Origin of the sequence: Nioella aestuarii, assembly GCF_050896395.1 — a bacterium.
GTDB classification, from domain to species: Bacteria; Pseudomonadota; Alphaproteobacteria; order Rhodobacterales; family Rhodobacteraceae; genus Nioella; species Nioella aestuarii.
This window is the reverse complement of record NZ_JBPBBA010000013.1, coordinates 23,105-39,018: the sequence shown is the minus strand read 5'-3', so window position 1 is coordinate 39,018 and position 15,914 is coordinate 23,105. Positions and strand designations below refer to the sequence as shown.

The following is a 15,914-nucleotide window of genomic DNA, read 5'->3' as shown; positions in this document are numbered from 1 at the left end:
AGGTATGGTGTTTCGAGCGGGGAAAGAAGATTTTTCTGGAAAATTCTTCAACCATCCCAGAAAAATCTTCTCGAAGATTTTTCTCAGCAAACAATCCGGATCTCACCTCGGTCACAGATAATGATGAATTGATCGCCGGCTTCGACCAAATGAAATCCACGCTTTCGAACTTCCAGCTCAAGGCGGGAGCGGCCGATCTTGCGTTCGACATCGCCTTTGCTTCGACGAATGACACCACCTCTCATCGCAGCTTTTGCGGAGAAGATTTGGTCTAACCATATGTCATTACGGTGAATCGGGCGAAGATAGCTCATGCAGCCACCTTCGCCCATGTCAGGTCAACGACGGATTAAGCGCGGCGACGTCCACCGCGGCGCCCACCCCGGCCGCCGCCTGCGGCCATGGCTGCTGCTGCGGCCTCGGGGAACGGCGTGCCTTCTTTGGTCGCGTCCAGCACTTTGGCAAAGTTGATCCACTTACCGCCATTGGGATCGTGGTTCATCAGGAAGTTGGCGGCGTTGATCGCCTCCATCTCTACCGGGCGCACCGGGTTCATGATGGCGCTGGTCATGCCTGCGCCGATGGCCATCGGCAGGAAGGCCGCGTTGATGCCGTGGCGGTTGGGCAGGCCGAAGCTGATGTTGGACGCGCCACAGGTGGTGTTCACACCCAGTTCCTCGCGCAGACGACGGACAAGGGCAAAGACCTGCTGACCGGCCGTTGCCATGGCGCCCACGGGCATCACCAGCGGGTCGACCACGATGTCATGGGCTGGAATGCCGAAATCAGCTGCGCGCTGGACGATCTTCTTTGCCACCTCGAAGCGCACATCCGGATCTTCGGAAATACCGGTGTCGTCGTTCGAGATTGCCACCACCGGCACGTTGTATTTCTTGACCAGCGGCAGAACCAGTTCCAGCCGGTCTTCCTCGCCGGTGACGGAGTTCAGCAGCGGACGGCCCTCTGCTGCGGCAAGGCCCGCCTCCAAAGCGCCGGGAACCGAGCTGTCGATGCAGAGCGGCACATCGACCAACCCTTGCACCAGCTCGATCATCCGGCGCATCAGCGGCGGCTCGGTTTCGTTGGGGTTCGGATTGGAGTTGTAGACCACGCCCGCGTTCACATCGAGCACCATGGCCCCGCAGGCCACCTGTTCCAGCGCGTCCTTTTCGACGGTCGAGAAATCGCCCGCTTCCAGTTCGGCAGCCAGCTTTTTGCGGCCCGTGGGGTTGATGCGTTCGCCGATGACGCAGAAGGGCTCGTCAAAGCCGATGACGACGGTCTTGGATTTGGATTCGAGGACGGTACGGGTCATTGGCTCTTTCTCAGTTCTGGTTGGCGGGGGTGCCGGAAGCACCGCCATTGTCGATGGCCCACTGGGCATTGGTTTTGATGCCACCGAGCGGGAAGAAGTGGACCTTCTCGATGTTGAAATCGGGATTGGCGGCCTTGTGGGCGGCCAGTTCGTTGAGGATCTCGTGCGGTTCAAACGGCAACAGCAGCTTAGTCACGTCCTTGGCGCGCTTTTGCAGCACTTTCAGCGACGGGCCGACACCGCAGGCGATGGCGAACTTGATCAGGGTTTGCAGCTTGGCGGGGCCGGCGATGCCGATATGAATCGGCAGCTTGATACCCTCGGCAGACAGGCGGTTGGCCCATTCGATGACCGGGCCTGCTTCGAACGCGAATTGTGTGGCCAGGGCCATGTCGGCATCGGTGCGCTCGGAAAACGCCTGTTTCCAGCGCAGCGCCTCCATCACCACCGCGTCGCCGCCCTTGGGGTCAATGTCGCGGTTGCCCTCGGGGTGGCCTGCCACGTGCAGGCGCTTGAAACCCGCCTTGTCAAAGAGGCCGGTTTCCATCAGCTGCATGGAGCTGTGGAAATCGCCGTGGGGCTTTTCCACGCCACCGGCCAGCAACAGCGCCTGCTTCACATCCGCCTCGCCCTGGTACATGGCGATCCAGTTTTCCAGGGTCGCTGCATCCTTGATGATACGGGCCGGGAAATGCGGCATGACGTCGAAGCCTTCGCCCTTGATCCGCTTGGCGGTGGCGACCATGTCGGCAATCGGCGTGCCTTCGATATGGGCGATATAGACGCGGGTGCCTTCGGGCAGCAGGTCGCGGAAGTTTTCCACCTTTTCGGCGGTGCGCGGCATCACCTCGATGGAATAGCCCTGAAGAAAGGCCTCAAGCGCGGCCGGGTTGCCGGCGGGGGCCGCCGGGGCGGCGGAAGAGCGGAATTTGAGCAGGGCCATCAGTTTCTCCCAAAACGAGGGTGGCGGGGCGGTGGTCATTCGGCGGGCGCTTCGGCGTTGCCGTCATTTGCAATCAGCCGCTTCAACCTGTCCGCGTCGTATTCGGCATCGATGGCGGCAGCTTGAGCATTTGCGACCTCCTGCGGGTCTCCTTCGACCTCGAAGGGCTCTGCTTTGCGAAAGCCGGACATATATGCGTCGTCATCCTTCGCCCCAACCTTCATAGCTGCCCGGTCGATGGCTTGCTCGAAGCGTTCGGGCAGAGGCGCTTTCGCCCCTTTGCGCCCTTTGCCGACGATGACCTGGGCAGGTATGTCGCGCCAGTAAACGATGGTGACGGCTGGCATGTGGCTGGCTTCCTTCTTGTCAGAGCAATGCATTTGTCTGGCACACTCTATGCGCGGGCCGGGCTTGCGCCCGTCTCGTTTTCGACCTCGTAACGCGCCCCTGCGACGCGCTGTCAAATCAATAGGCGGCGTTGCCGCGGACGGCCAGAGCGCGGCGGGCCCAAAATTCTCATGATGATGATGAGCCCGTGCGGATCCGGTGCTGACCCATTGTGCGTATCCCGCCGACGCGTTAGCGTGAGGAGGAGAGATACGAAGGAGAGGGGCCATGGGCCGTCGCCGCCCCCGCAGGGGCAAGCCGAAACAGCAAAACGCAGAGATAGGGCAACCGCCCGTTCCAGCGCGTATTGCAGCGGTTCCCGCGCCCCCCGTCGCCCCGCCACAACCGCAAAAGCCTGATCCCGCCGATCTTTATGCGGCCCTGGATCTTGGCACCAATTCCTGCCGGATGCTGATCGCGCAGCCAAAGGGCAATCAGCTGCATGTGGTCGATAGTTTTTCCAAATCCGTACAACTGGGTTTGGGGCTGGAAGCGTCGGGCCGTCTCTCACGCCAATCCATGGCCCGCACGGTGGCGGCGCTGAAGATCTGTAAAAGCAAACTGCAACGCCACGATGTCAAACGGATGCGTCTGGTTGCAACGGAAGCCTGTCGGCGCGCCACGAATGCCGCCGAGTTCATTTCCGTCGTGCAGCGGGATACCGGACTGAACCTGGAGATCATCCAGCCCGAGGAAGAGGCGCGGCTTGCGGTGGTGGCCTGCGCGCCGCTTGTTTCGACCAGAACGGAGCAACTGTTGGTCGTTGATATCGGTGGTGGCTCGACCGAGCTGGTCTGGATCGACCTGAGCCGTGTGCCGCGCGTCGAACGCCCGCGCGCGATCATGCGGTTGCATCAGGGATTCGATCACACCGAGACGATCTTTCCCAAAGCCAAGGTGGTTGATTGGATCTCGATCCCGCTTGGGGTGGCGACGCTAAAAGATCTCTATCGCGATGTGACCGATGACGGAGCACGGTTCGCATTGATGAGCTGGTATTTCGAGGAGCAACTGGCCGAGTTTTCCCCCTATGTGGATGCTGCCGAACAGGCGCGCGAAGGGTTTCAGATCATAGGCACAAGCGGCACCGTAACGACGGTCGCGGCCTCTCACCTTGGGCTCAAACGCTATGACCGAAACAAGGTGGACGGGCTCAGGATGACCTCGGACCAGATCGATTCTGTGATTCAGGATTACCTGTCGCTTGGCCCAACCGGCCGCCGCCGTGATCCGCGGATCGGGCGCGACCGGCATTCGCTGATCATGTCGGGATCGGCCATTTTGCAGGCGCTGCTGCGCGCCTGGCCCACGGACCGGCTGAGTGTTGCAGACCGGGGGCTGCGCGAGGGGTTGCTGTATGCGCAGATGTCCTCGGACGGGGTTCTGGAGGACGGGCCGTTCTGAGTTTAGGGCGGTTTCGCCGCCTGACGGCGTCGACCCGGGGGCGTACCTCCTCACCCTCCCTGGCGGTAGGGATCGTCGGCCCGCTTCGGGTTCCACCCCAGACCCCGGGAGTATTTTCGCCAAGAAGAAGGGGCAGGGGCTTTCTTTGACGGAAGCAGCCTTATATGGGGAGGCGTTGGAAAGGCGACGGCAATGGCAAAGAACACAAGCGGGCGCGGGCAGCGCGATTTGCGGGTCAAGGTCAAGACGGCGCGGGGGCGGAAACTGTCCTCGACGCTGTGGCTGGAGCGTCAGCTGAACGACCCGTATGTCCAGCGCGCCAAGCGCGAGGGATATCGCGGGCGGGCGGCCTTCAAGATCCTTGAGCTGGATGACAAGTTTCGCTTTCTGGTACCCGGCGCGCGGGTTGTGGACCTTGGCTGTGCCCCCGGCGGCTGGTGCCAGGTGGCGGTTCAGCGCGTGAATGCACTTGGCGAGAAGCAGGGCAAGCGGGTGGGCACCATTATGGGTGTTGATCTGCAAGAGGTGGAGCCGATCGCAGGCTGCGAGATCCACCAGCTCGATTTCATGGAAGACGATGCCGATGAGAAGGTGAAGGCTTGGCTTGGCGGCAAGGCAGATGTTGTGATGAGCGACATGGCGGCGTCAGCCTCCGGGCACAAGCAGACCGACCATTTGCGGATCATCGCATTGTGTGAGGCCGCTGCCTATTTCGCCTTCGATGTGCTGGAGGAGGGCGGCACCTTTGTGGCCAAGGTTCTTGCTGGCGGCGCCGAAGGTGATCTGCAGCAGATGCTGAAGCAGAAGTTCAAGAAGGTCGTCAATGTGAAGCCCGGTGCCAGCCGCTCCGATTCCTCGGAAAAATTCGTCGTGGCGACCGGCTTTCGCGGCTGAACCCCGCGCCAATCCGTCCCAGACGCCGGATTTAGGGCTTTCCCTTCGTCCAAACCCATGAGATAGGGACGTGCCAACTGAAACTCCCAGCCTTGGAGGCCCTTATGGAGATTCGCGAGGCACTTACCTTCGACGACGTCCTGCTTGTTCCCGGTGCATCCTCGGTTCTGCCGAGCGCAGCCGACACCCGCACATTTGTCACCAAATCCATCAAGATGAATATCCCGTTGCTGTCCTCTGCAATGGACACGGTGACCGAAGCCCGCATGGCGATTGCCATGGCGCAGGCCGGTGGCATGGGGGTGCTTCACAAGAACCTGGGCGTTGAGGAGCAGTCTCGCGAGGTGCGGCGGGTGAAGCGGTTTGAAAGCGGGATTGTCTATAACCCCGTGACGCTGCGGGTCGACCAGACGCTGGCGGACGCCAAAGCCTTGGTGGAAAGGTACAATTTCACCGGCTTCCCGGTTGTCGATGCCGAAGGCCGCGTTGTGGGGATCCTGACCAATCGGGATATGCGCTTTGCGTCGTCCGATGACACGCCGGTGCATGTCATGATGACCTCGAACAACCTTGCCATGTTGGCGGAACCGGCCGATCTGGAGGAAGCCAAATCGTTGATGCGGGCGCGGCGGATCGAAAAGCTGCTGGTGCATGACGGGAATGGCAAGCTGACCGGGCTGCTGACGCTGAAGGACACGGAACAGGCGGTGCTGAACCCGACGGCCTGCAAGGACGAGCTTGGCCGCCTGCGCGTGGCCGCCGCGACGTCAGTTGGTGATTCCGGGTTTGAACGGACCGAGGCGCTGATCGAGTCCGGCGTGGATATCGTCGTTGTGGACACGGCACATGGCCATTCCGCGGGCGTCATCGACGCAGTCAAGCGGGCCAAGCGTCTGTCCAACAAGGTGCAGGTCATTGCCGGCAATGTCGCCACGGGTGAGGCCACTCGCGCCCTGATCGACGCTGGTGCGGACGCGGTCAAGGTGGGGATCGGGCCGGGCTCTATCTGCACGACGCGGATCGTGGCAGGTGTGGGCGTACCACAGCTGACCGCGATCATGGATTGCGCAAAGGCCGCCGCAGAGACCGGGACGCCCGTGATTGCAGATGGCGGCATCAAGTATTCCGGCGATTTTGCCAAGGCCATCGCGGCGGGCGCAAGCTGTGCCATGGTGGGCAGCATGATCGCGGGCACCGATGAAAGCCCCGGCGAGGTCATTCTCTATCAGGGCCGTTCGTTCAAATCCTATCGTGGGATGGGGTCGCTTGGCGCCATGGCGCGCGGTTCTGCCGACCGGTATTTCCAGAAGGATGCGGCCAGTGACAAGCTGGTGCCCGAGGGGATCGAGGGGCAGGTGCCTTACAAGGGATCGGCCAGCGCAGTTGTGCACCAGCTGGTCGGCGGTCTGCGGGCCGCTATGGGCTATACCGGCTCTGCCACCGTGGAAGAAATGCGCGGTGGATGTCAGTTCGTGCGGATCACGGGGGCCGGGCTGAAGGAAAGCCATGTGCATGACGTGCAGATCACGCGCGAAAGCCCGAATTATCGTTTCGGATGAGCATATTGTGCGCTGAACTTAAGGTGAAGTCATGACCCCGGCTGCGCGTGTTGCCGCAGCGATTGAGGTGCTGGATCGGTGGCGTGCTGGCACCCCGGCGGAAAAGGCTCTGACCACCTGGGCTCGCGGCGCACGCTATGCCGGGTCCAAGGACCGGGCCGCCATTCGCGACCATGTCTATGACGTGCTGCGCCGGTTGGGCGCGTGCGAGGCTAATGGCAGCACAGACGGTCGTGGCCTGATGCTGGGGCTGATGCGGGTCCAGGGGCAAAATCCGGAGGCGGTCTTTTCGGGCGAGGGTCATGCGCCATCGCCGTTAAGCCCGGATGAGCAGGTGCCTCCTGCGGCTGTCGCCTCTGATCCGTGGCTGGATGTGCCGGACTGGCTGCATGATCCGCTGCGGGAAAGTCTGGGCGACGCGGCCGATGATGTGGTTGCGTCCCTGCAAGGCCGCGCCCCGCTCTATCTGCGGGTCAATCTGCGCAAGGCAGCGGTTGGTGAAGTTCAAGATCATCTGGCAAGCGACGGAATTATAACGGAAACCTGCGGGCTTTCCGGGGCGCTGATGGTTGTGGAAGGTGACCGGCGCCTGCGGCTGTCCGCGACCTATCTTGGGGGATTGGTAGAGATTCAGGATCTTTCGGTGCAGATGGCGTGCGCAGCGGTGGTATGGCCGCAATCCGGTCGGGTGCTGGATTTCTGCGCCGGAGGTGGCGGCAAAGCGCTGGCGATTGCCGCTGTGTCCGATGCGCAGATCTATGTGCATGACGCGGTTCCGGCGCGAATGTCCGATATCCCTGCGCGCGCAGACCGTGCGGGCGTCGTCCTGACAACCGCCACGCGCGCCGACGATCACGCGCCCTATGATCTGGTCCTGTGCGATGTGCCGTGTTCCGGGTCGGGCACATGGCGGCGCGACCCAGAGGCGAAATGGCGGCTCACCCCGGATAGGCTGGCGGAACTGGGGCGAATCCAACGCCAGATTGTTGAGCAAGCACAAAGGCTTGTCAGGCCCGGCGGACGCCTTGTTTACATGACCTGTTCCTTGTTGCGATCGGAGAATGAAGCCGTGGTCGAGGCAGCTCAGTCAGCGCCCGGATGGGCTGTGCTTCAGTCCCACCGTTTCCAGCCGCCTGCGGCCTCGGACGGGTTTTTCCTGGCGGAACTTCAGCGCGACGGCGTCGGCTGAAACCGGGCTAATTTTAATCCGAAATTAACAAATCTCTGTCCTGATGGTTTTGCAAACAAAGCTGGAGGATCAGGGTGGCAGAGCAATCGGTTGTGTCGCGCAGGCGAAATCTGCTGCACGGTGGCGGTGCATCCTGGGTGTTGATTTTGGTGGCCCTGGCCTGTTTGCCGGTCGCCTATCTGGCGGATAGCCTGTTGTGGCGAGTTGCCGGCTTGGCCGCGGCCGCATCAATTACCGCGACGGCCCTATTGATGTCGCTTGGGCAGTTTCGTCGGTCGCGCGCGGATGAAACGGCCATTCGCAATGCCATTTCGGTAGCAGCAGAAGACCCGGTGCCGGTCTTTTGCACAGATACGCATGGGGCAATCCTGTTCCAGAACCCCGCCGCCACGGACCGGTTTGGTCCCCGCGATGGTCAACCCATGTCGCGGGCCTTGGCCGGGCTTGTGCCCAATGCCTCGGCGGTGGCATTCCGTCAGGAAACCGCATTGATGCGCGACCGGGCGTCGCGTGAAACCGTCGTCACCCGCCGTGGCACGGTGCAAGTAACGGCATTTCGGGCGGGCTCTGGCACGCTCTGGCGGCTGGAAGAGGTGGTTGAGCAGGCACATCGCCACCCCGGCGGCACCAGCCTGCCGATGATGGTTGTCAGCCGCAGCGATACGATCCTGACCATGAACGAGGCGATGCGCGACACGCTCGGGGATCGCAAAAAGGCGCTGTCCGATGTGTTCGAAACCCTGCCAGTCAAGACAGGTCAGCGTATCCGTCTGCGCGGGGCAGAGGACTGGATCGAGGTTCTGGTGATAGAGCTTCAGGCCGGGGACGGGCGCCGGGAAATCTATGTGCTGCCGGTGGATCTGCTTCCGCTTGAAGATAGTGTTGCGGCGCGGGCCTTCGGGGCGCTGCCTGTGGCGCTTGTCCATATCGCAGGTGACGGCCGCATCCTGGCGGCAAACCCGCGCGCTCAATCGCTTCTGGCATTCCGTCCCGACGGGACGACCAACCTGTCCGATGTGGTCGAAGGGCTCGGGCGGCCGATCAACGATTGGCTGACGGATATGCTGGAGGAACGCATTCCGTCACGCCCTGAGATGGTGCGCGCCCGGATGCGAGAGGACGAGTGTTTCGTTCAGATCACCCTTGGCCGGATCGCGGGCGAGGGGGAAGCGACGCTCCTTGGCGTCTTGCATGATGCAACGGCTCTCAAATCCATGGAACAGCAGTTCGTGCAAAGCCAGAAAATGCAGGCGATTGGCGAACTTGCCGGCGGGGTTGCGCATGACTTCAACAACTTGCTGACCGCTATCTCCGGCCATTGCGATCTGCTGCTGCTGCGTCACGATCAGGGCGATCCCGACTACGCGGATCTTGAACAGATCAACCAGAATGCCAACCGTGCTGCCAGTCTGGTCGGTCAGCTCCTGGCCTTTTCCCGCAAGCAGACAATGCGGCCAGAGGTTCTGGATCTGCGACAGACGATTCCGGATCTAACCCATCTTTTGAATCGACTGGTCGGGGAGAAGATCAGGCTGGACCTCACGCATGATCCGCATCTGTTGCCGATCCGGGCCGATCGCCGGCAGCTTGAACAGGTGATCATGAACCTCGTCGTCAATGCCCGCGATGCCATGCCGGAAGGGGGAACCATCAAGGTGGAGGCCCGCGTGACGACCCTGAAAGAGCCCCTGCATCGCGATCAGGCGGAGGTGGCGGCTGGCCAATATGTGACGATTCATGTGACGGACGAGGGCAGCGGTATCCCCGCCGATCAGATCAGCCGGATCTTTGAGCCGTTCTTTACCACCAAGCGCACGGGCGAGGGGACGGGGCTTGGCCTGTCGATGGTATACGGGATCGTCAAACAATCGGGCGGGTTCGTTTTTGTTGACAGCACGCCAGGTGAAGGGACTGATTTCATTCTGTATTTCCCCGTCCACGCCAAAACCGATCCGGTCAAGTCAAGCGCGGAAGATATCCGGGAGGCGCCCACACGGCTTGCGGATCTGCCGCGGGATGCGGTCGTGTTGCTGGTAGAGGATGAGGCCTTGGTCCGGGCCTTTGCGTCACGGGCGCTTCAGATGCGGGGATTCACGGTGATCGAGGCTGAGAATGCCGAAGAAGCCCTGGAGAAGCTGGCAGATAGCAGCCTGAATGTGGACGTGTTCGTTACGGATGTGATCATGCCGGGCATGGACGGCCCGACATGGGTGCGCGAGGCGTTGAAGGATCGCCCCGATGTGAAGGTCGTTTTCGTGTCGGGCTATGCCGAGGATGCGGTTGAGCAGACCGAGGCCAAGGTGCCGAACTCGGTCTTTCTGGCAAAGCCATTTACCTTGTCAGATCTTACCTCAACCGTTCAGCGACAGCTGCATTAGGCTTGGCGGGACAAGGCGTTCCATAGGGTGAACTCCTCTGGTGCTTCGCGGATAAGACGGGCGTGCATATCCGGCGACAGGGCAAGCGTTCGCTTGGGCGAAACATTGGCCCTTGGGACCTCAAGCGATGTGCCCAACCGTTCTTCCATGAAGCTGACAAGCCCCTCTATCTGGTCGTAGCGAAACAGCCGATCGACCGCCAAAGCGCCCTGATCATCGCTGAGGAATTTTGCTTGCGATCCGACCTCAGCAAATGGGGGCCGGGTCGGTTCAAGCCAGGCATCGACGAAATCATCAAAGCTGAGCCCGGCTGTGGAGTTCGGCTTGCCATCAAGCTGGGGGCGCGACCGATACCTGTACCAACTGCCCAACCAATCAATCGGTTCGCGCATCACTGCAACCAGCTCCATCCGCCGCTTGCCGCGCTGTTCAAAAAAGTTCGCAAGGCGGTTTCTGTATTGCTGTGCGGGAACATGTTTTTGCCCCGGCGGGTCGAGAATCGCAGCGCTGGCATGGGGAAGAAGGGCCTGCTCCAACGCTGTTGTGCCGGTCTTGGGAACGGCCAAAAGAACGATTTTTTGCTTCCAGAACACCAACATACGTTTGAAACCTCACTCACTTCACCGCTTTCAACGCTTTCTTAACCCTTCCCGTAAAAAGATGGGTACGACAAGTTTTTACTTGAAATGTTCGCGTTTTGATCTCAGAACAGGTTGAGAACAAGAGGCGAACATGAGCATCATTGCCGCGGATCATGCGGTATGAAATAAGGAGCCGAACAACATGGCAATGGCAAACCTTCTCGACATGACCGATCGTAAATCCGCAGACAAGCAGAAGGCGCTCGACAGCGCGCTGGCCCAGATCGAACGTCAGTTCGGTAAAGGCTCCATCATGAAACTTGGCGCCGACAATCCGGTGGCCGAGATCGAGGCCACCTCGACCGGGTCGCTTGGGCTCGACATCGCGCTTGGCATTGGCGGTCTGCCCAAGGGGCGGATCGTGGAAATCTACGGGCCCGAAAGCTCTGGCAAGACCACACTGACACTGCATTGCATCGCGGAAGAACAGAAGAAAGGCGGAGTTTGCGCGTTCGTTGACGCAGAACATGCGCTTGATCCGATGTACGCGAAAAAGCTGGGTGTTGATCTGGACGAACTCCTGATTTCGCAGCCTGACACCGGCGAACAGGCGCTTGAGATCGTGGATACGCTGGTGCGATCCGGGGCTGTGACGATGGTTGTCGTCGATTCGGTGGCCGCCCTGACCCCAAAATCGGAACTGGAAGGCGACATGGGCGACAGCTCGGTCGGTGTCCATGCCCGTTTGATGAGCCAGGCAATGCGCAAGCTGACCGGCTCGATCAGCCGCACCAAATGCACGGTGGTCTTCATCAACCAGATTCGCATGAAGATCGGCGTTATGTTTGGCAGCCCTGAAACCACCACGGGCGGCAACGCGCTGAAATTCTACAGCTCGGTTCGCCTTGATATCCGCCGCATCGGGTCCATTAAGGACCGGGATGAGGTGGTGGGTAACGCCACCCGAGTCAAAGTTGTGAAGAACAAGGTCGCACCGCCTTTCAAGCAGGTCGAATTCGACATCATGTACGGGGAAGGGATTTCCAAGACTGGCGAATTGCTGGATCTGGGTGTCAAGGCCGGCGTGGTTGAGAAATCCGGCAGTTGGTATTCCTACGGCGATGAGCGGATCGGGCAAGGGCGTGAGAATGCCAAGACCTTCCTAAAGGAAAATGCCCAGGTCGCACTGTCCATCGAGGACAAGATCCGCGCGGCTCATGGATTGGATTTCCACATGGCCGAAGGCGATGAGGATATGGTCGAGGATTGATCTCCCCACATAGCGAATGTCAGGGGCGGCCCGTCTGGTGCCGCCCTTTTTCATGTGCCTGCGGTGCCCGCGACCGCTTTGCCCTGTGGACAGCGCCGCGGGTGGGGTTTACATGCCGTAAGACCTGCTAATTCGCCTGCCGAGAAGGGGCCCTGCCACGATGGCCAGCCTGAACGACATCCGCTCCACCTTCCTTAACTACTTTGCCCGCAACGGTCATGAAATCGTCGAAAGCTCACCGCTGGTGCCGCGCAACGATCCGACGCTCATGTTCACCAATTCGGGCATGGTCCAGTTCAAGAACCTTTTCACCGGGGTTGAACATCGCGACTACAACCGCGCGACGACGTCTCAGAAATGCGTGCGGGCGGGCGGCAAGCATAATGACCTCGACAATGTGGGCTATACCGCGCGTCACCACACGTTTTTCGAGATGCTGGGGAATTTCAGCTTTGGCGATTACTTCAAGACCGAAGCGATCCCATTTGCGTGGGAACTGATCACCAAGGATTTCGGCATCGACAAAAGCCGCCTGCTGACCACGGTGTATCACACGGATGACGAAGCATTCGAGATCTGGAAAAAGGTAGGCGTTCCAGAAGACCGGATCATCCGCATCGCGACATCGGACAATTTCTGGCAGATGGGTCCGACCGGCCCCTGCGGTCCCTGCACCGAGATTTTCTATGATCACGGCGACCATATCTGGGGCGGTCCTCCGGGGAGCCCGGAAGAGGATGGTGACCGATTCATCGAGATCTGGAACATCGTGTTCATGCAGAACGAACAGTTCGAAGACGGCTCGATGCGTGCGCTCGACATGCAGTCGATCGATACCGGCATGGGGCTGGAACGGATCGGGGCGCTGTTGCAGGGCAGCCATGACAACTATGACACGGATCTTTTCAAGGCGCTGATCGAGGCGTCGGCCCATGCCACCAGCGTCGATCCATATGGCGACAAGAACGTCCATCACCGCGTCATCGCGGACCACCTGCGGTCCACGTCTTTCCTGATTGCCGATGGCGTCATGCCCTCGAACGAGGGGCGCGGCTACGTTCTGCGCCGGATCATGCGCCGGGCCATGCGGCACGCACATTTGCTGGGTGCGCAAGATCCGCTGATGCACCGGCTGGTGCCCTCGCTTGTCAGCCAGATGGGGCAGCATTACCCGGAACTGACCCGCGCGCAGGCGATGATCGAAGAAACGCTCAAGCTGGAGGAGACCCGGTTCCGCCAGACGCTGGATCGTGGCCTGAAGCTGCTCGATGAGGAACTGACGGATCTGCCCGAGGGTGCAGAGCTGCCGGGCCGGACAGCGTTCAAGCTCTATGATACTTACGGGTTCCCGCTTGACCTGACGCAGGATGCGCTGCGCGAGAAGGGCCGGGCGGTGGACACGGCAGGCTTCGATGAGGCCATGGAAGAGCAGAAGGCCAAAGCCCGCGCCGCCTGGTCGGGTTCAGGCGAGGCGGCGGACATCGCCGTCTGGTTCGATATCGCCGACAGCAAGGGCGCGACGGATTTCCTGGGCTATGACACCGAGAAAGCCGAAGGCCAGGTGATCGCGCTGATCGTCGACGGTGCACGTGCCGAAACGATTGCGGAAGGCGGCGAAGGCTGGGTCGTAGTGAACCAGACACCGTTCTACGGTGAATCCGGCGGTCAGGTCGGAGATACCGGCGTGATCCGCAGGCTGGAAGACCGGGACGAAGTGGCGCTGGTGGAGGACACCCGCAAATTCGCGGATGGCAAGATTACGGCCCATAAGGTCGTGATGGAGCGCGGAGAGATGAAGATGGGCGATCCGGTGGAGCTGGAGGTGGACCACAGCCGCCGCAGCACGATCCGGGCCAATCACTCTGCCACGCACCTGCTGCACGAGGCGCTGCGCCGGGCGCTTGGCGATCACGTGGCGCAGCGCGGATCGCTGAATGCGCCTGATCGGTTGCGCTTTGATTTCAGCCATTCCAAGGGGTTGACGCTGGAGGAACTGAAGCAGGTCGAAGAGGAGGTGAACGCCTTCATTCGCCAGAATACCACCGTCGAAACCCGGATCATGACCCCCGACGATGCACGCGGCCTTGGGGCGCAGGCGCTGTTTGGTGAAAAATACGGCGACGAGGTGCGCGTGGTGTCCATGGGCAAGCTGGCCGGGTCCGGCAAGGGCTCGGATGGCGAGACCTATTCGCTGGAACTCTGCGGTGGCACCCATGTGCGCCAGACCGGTGATATCGGTGTGTTCGTGGCGCTTGGCGACAGCGCCTCAAGCGCCGGGGTGCGCCGGATCGAGGCGCTGACCGGTGCGGCAGCCTTCGATTACCTGTCGGCTCAGGATCACCGGCTTGCCGAGGTCGCGGGCCTGTTGAAGGCGCAGCCGGGTGATGTGGCAGAGCGGGTGCAGGCCTTGATGGCCGAACGCCGGTCACTGGAAAACGAGGTGGCGCAGTTGCGCAAGCAATTGGCGATGGCCGGTGGCGGCGGCGGCGCGGCCCCTGCGGATCGCGAGGTGAACGGCATCACCTTCCTGGCGCAGGTTCTGGAAGGGGTGACCGGCAAGGATTTGCCCGGCCTGATAGACGAGCACAAGGCGCGGATGGGCGAGGGCTCTGCCATTCTGCTGATGGCCGATGCGGGCGGCAAGGTGGCCGTTGCGGCGGGGGTCAGCGAGGATCTGACCAGCCGCGTATCTGCGGTCGACCTGTTGAAAACTGCGGTCGTGGAACTGGGCGGCAAGGGCGGCGGCGGCCGGCCTGACATGGCGCAGGGTGGCGGCAAGGATATCGGCGGTGCCGAGGCGGCCATCGCCGCTGCAGAAACCGTGCTGAAGGGAGTTTGAACAATGCCATCTGCACTCTGGATTGCGCATGTGACGGTCACCGATGAGGCGGCCTATTCGAAATACGCAGCCATCGCGACGGAAGCGATTGCCGAACATGGCGGCGTCTTTCTGGCGCGTGGTGGGCGCTACATCCAGAAGGAAGGCCGCGATCACCCCCGCAACGTGGTGGCGCGGTTTCCATCGGTGGACGCGGCGAACGCCTGCTATGAATCGCCACGATATCAGGAGGCTCTGAGCCATGCGCGCGGGGCTTCGGAGCGCGATCTGGTGATCGTCGAGGAATACGAATAGGGCGGTTTCGCTGCCTGCCGGCATCGACCCGGGGGCGTGCCTTCTCGGGCCCCTTTGGGGCCGTCGTCGGCCCGCGTTGCCACGCAAGAGTGGCGAGGGCTGTGCCAGGACCATTGCTGACGGTGCCCCGTGATTGGGTTTGGATCATCTGCTGAGAGGCCCTGAGGGTGGTATCTGCCCACCTCAGGGCCTTTTCGATTGTATCGGTCCGGCTCTCGCGTCAAGGGCAAGCGGCCTTGCGGCCGGCGCCTGCGCGCCCCTTGACCCGAGATCCGAACGGGGGGTCAAAGCGGCAGCGCGGTGGTGTCCTTGATTTCTTCCATCACGAAACTGGCAGAGACATCGGCGATCTCGACCTTGGCGGTCAGGCGTTGATAGAGCCGGTCGTAATCGGCCATATCAGCCACGCGGGCATGAAGCAGGTAGTCCAGATCACCGGTCATGCGATAGGCGGCAAGGATTTCGGGCATTTCCCGGGTGGCGCGCGCAAAACGCGCCGACCAGTCGGGGCTGTGGGCACCGGCGCGGATCAGCATGAAGACCGAGAGGCCCAGACCAAGCGCTGCGGGATCAAGCAGGGCGACGCGGGCGCGGATAAGCCCGCGATCCTCCAACGCCTTTACGCGGCGCCAGACCGCATTGCGTGAAAGCGCGGCAAGATCGGCCAGCGCATCAAGCGACAGGGTGGCGTCCCGCTGGAGAGCGTTCAGGATTTTACGGTCTTGTGTGTCCAGATTTTCCATATTGTGTATCATGTTGGGAAAAATTCCACAAAGATGCAAGGTATGGATGAATATTTGGGACCCGCTTTGCGCAGGCATTGGGCATAGTGCCCCCACATTTCCATGCGAACGAGACCAC

General features: G+C 61.3%; 14 protein-coding genes. 8 read left to right on the top strand and 6 right to left on the bottom strand.

What is annotated here, in order from left to right; genetic code table 11:
* Positions 1–83: 83 nt before the first annotated feature.
* The 4 genes from ACROHD_RS09690 to ACROHD_RS09675 are packed head-to-tail and all read right to left on the bottom strand — an operon-like array spanning position 84 to position 2,605.
* Positions 84–314, bottom strand: coding sequence for an N-(5'-phosphoribosyl)anthranilate isomerase (locus ACROHD_RS09690; protein ID WP_432677520.1), 231 nt, complete (start codon positions 312–314; stop codon positions 84–86).
* A 35-nt stretch (positions 315–349) separates the two neighbouring features.
* A complete protein-coding gene (locus ACROHD_RS09685) occupies positions 350–1,315 on the bottom strand; it encodes a methyltetrahydrofolate cobalamin methyltransferase (RefSeq protein ID WP_432677519.1) in 966 nt (321 codons plus the stop codon).
* Between the two features lie 10 nt (positions 1,316–1,325).
* Positions 1,326–2,258 carry a methylenetetrahydrofolate reductase gene (locus ACROHD_RS09680; protein ID WP_432677518.1) on the bottom strand — a complete coding sequence of 311 codons (933 nt, stop codon included), beginning with the start codon at positions 2,256–2,258 and terminating at the stop codon, positions 1,326–1,328.
* Positions 2,259–2,293: 35 nt separating this feature from the next.
* Complete coding sequence (locus ACROHD_RS09675; RefSeq protein ID WP_432677516.1) at positions 2,294–2,605, bottom strand: virulence factor; 312 nt, start codon at positions 2,603–2,605, stop codon at positions 2,294–2,296.
* Between the two features lie 268 nt (positions 2,606–2,873).
* Between ACROHD_RS09675 and ACROHD_RS09670 the strand changes: the two genes are divergently transcribed.
* The 5 genes from ACROHD_RS09670 (at position 2,874) to ACROHD_RS09650 (ending at position 10,069) form a co-directional block, all read left to right on the top strand.
* On the top strand, positions 2,874–4,049 hold the full coding sequence (locus tag ACROHD_RS09670) for a Ppx/GppA phosphatase family protein (protein WP_432677514.1): 1,176 nt from the start codon (positions 2,874–2,876) through the stop codon (positions 4,047–4,049).
* A 192-nt stretch (positions 4,050–4,241) separates the two neighbouring features.
* Positions 4,242–4,943 carry an RlmE family RNA methyltransferase gene (locus tag ACROHD_RS09665; protein ID WP_432677513.1) on the top strand — a complete coding sequence of 234 codons (702 nt, stop codon included), beginning with the start codon at positions 4,242–4,244 and terminating at the stop codon, positions 4,941–4,943.
* Between the two features lie 104 nt (positions 4,944–5,047).
* Positions 5,048–6,502 (top strand): IMP dehydrogenase, encoded by a 1,455-nt coding sequence (guaB, locus tag ACROHD_RS09660; protein WP_432677511.1) that lies wholly within the window; start codon positions 5,048–5,050, stop codon positions 6,500–6,502.
* A gap of 31 nt (positions 6,503–6,533) precedes the next feature.
* Positions 6,534–7,691, top strand: a complete 1,158-nt coding sequence (locus ACROHD_RS09655) for an RsmB/NOP family class I SAM-dependent RNA methyltransferase (protein ID WP_432677510.1) — start codon at positions 6,534–6,536, stop codon at positions 7,689–7,691.
* A 74-nt stretch (positions 7,692–7,765) separates the two neighbouring features.
* Positions 7,766–10,069 carry a hybrid sensor histidine kinase/response regulator gene (locus tag ACROHD_RS09650; RefSeq protein WP_432677508.1) on the top strand — a complete coding sequence of 768 codons (2,304 nt, stop codon included), beginning with the start codon at positions 7,766–7,768 and terminating at the stop codon, positions 10,067–10,069.
* Here ACROHD_RS09650 and ACROHD_RS09645 read toward each other — a convergent pair.
* Entirely contained in the window at positions 10,066–10,479 is a 414-nt protein-coding gene (locus ACROHD_RS09645; RefSeq protein ID WP_432677506.1) for a hypothetical protein, read from the bottom strand. The two genes, ACROHD_RS09650 and ACROHD_RS09645, sit on opposite strands and share 4 nt — an antisense overlap.
* A 373-nt stretch (positions 10,480–10,852) precedes the next feature.
* Here ACROHD_RS09645 and recA point away from each other — a divergent pair, with 373 nt between their 5' ends.
* From recA to ACROHD_RS09630, 3 genes are all read left to right on the top strand, one after another.
* Positions 10,853–11,920, top strand: coding sequence for a recombinase RecA (gene recA / locus ACROHD_RS09640; protein ID WP_432677504.1), 1,068 nt, complete (start codon positions 10,853–10,855; stop codon positions 11,918–11,920).
* Between the two features lie 160 nt (positions 11,921–12,080).
* Positions 12,081–14,759 (top strand): alanine--tRNA ligase, encoded by a 2,679-nt coding sequence (alaS, locus tag ACROHD_RS09635; protein WP_432677502.1) that lies wholly within the window; start codon positions 12,081–12,083, stop codon positions 14,757–14,759.
* Between the two features lie 3 nt (positions 14,760–14,762).
* On the top strand, positions 14,763–15,053 hold the full coding sequence (locus ACROHD_RS09630) for a DUF1330 domain-containing protein (protein WP_432677501.1): 291 nt from the start codon (positions 14,763–14,765) through the stop codon (positions 15,051–15,053).
* A 284-nt stretch (positions 15,054–15,337) separates the two neighbouring features.
* On the opposite strand, the gene ACROHD_RS09625 is transcribed toward ACROHD_RS09630, so the two are convergent.
* Entirely contained in the window at positions 15,338–15,796 is a 459-nt protein-coding gene (locus tag ACROHD_RS09625) for an Lrp/AsnC family transcriptional regulator (RefSeq protein ID WP_432677500.1), read from the bottom strand.
* Between the last annotated feature and the right edge of the window lie 118 nt (positions 15,797–15,914).

What these genes read in the sequence shown, in the direction of transcription:
- alaS (WP_432677502.1), top strand. Translation starts at nt 12,081, where the DNA reads ATGGCCAGCCTGAACGACATCCGCTCCACCTTCCTTAACTACTTTGCC.
- ACROHD_RS09665 (WP_432677513.1), top strand. Translation starts at nt 4,242, where the DNA reads ATGGCAAAGAACACAAGCGGGCGCGGGCAGCGCGATTTGCGGGTCAAG.
- ACROHD_RS09685 (WP_432677519.1), bottom strand. Translation starts at nt 1,315, where the DNA reads ATGACCCGTACCGTCCTCGAATCCAAATCCAAGACCGTCGTCATCGGC.
- recA (WP_432677504.1), top strand. Translation starts at nt 10,853, where the DNA reads ATGGCAATGGCAAACCTTCTCGACATGACCGATCGTAAATCCGCAGAC.
- ACROHD_RS09625 (WP_432677500.1), bottom strand. Translation starts at nt 15,796, where the DNA reads ATGGAAAATCTGGACACACAAGACCGTAAAATCCTGAACGCTCTCCAG.
- ACROHD_RS09655 (WP_432677510.1), top strand. Translation starts at nt 6,534, where the DNA reads ATGACCCCGGCTGCGCGTGTTGCCGCAGCGATTGAGGTGCTGGATCGG.
- ACROHD_RS09630 (WP_432677501.1), top strand. Translation starts at nt 14,763, where the DNA reads ATGCCATCTGCACTCTGGATTGCGCATGTGACGGTCACCGATGAGGCG.
- ACROHD_RS09675 (WP_432677516.1), bottom strand. Translation starts at nt 2,605, where the DNA reads ATGCCAGCCGTCACCATCGTTTACTGGCGCGACATACCTGCCCAGGTC.
- ACROHD_RS09690 (WP_432677520.1), bottom strand. Translation starts at nt 314, where the DNA reads ATGAGCTATCTTCGCCCGATTCACCGTAATGACATATGGTTAGACCAA.
- guaB (WP_432677511.1), top strand. Translation starts at nt 5,048, where the DNA reads ATGGAGATTCGCGAGGCACTTACCTTCGACGACGTCCTGCTTGTTCCC.
- ACROHD_RS09670 (WP_432677514.1), top strand. Translation starts at nt 2,874, where the DNA reads ATGGGCCGTCGCCGCCCCCGCAGGGGCAAGCCGAAACAGCAAAACGCA.
- ACROHD_RS09680 (WP_432677518.1), bottom strand. Translation starts at nt 2,258, where the DNA reads ATGGCCCTGCTCAAATTCCGCTCTTCCGCCGCCCCGGCGGCCCCCGCC.
- ACROHD_RS09645 (WP_432677506.1), bottom strand. Translation starts at nt 10,479, where the DNA reads ATGGAGCTGGTTGCAGTGATGCGCGAACCGATTGATTGGTTGGGCAGT.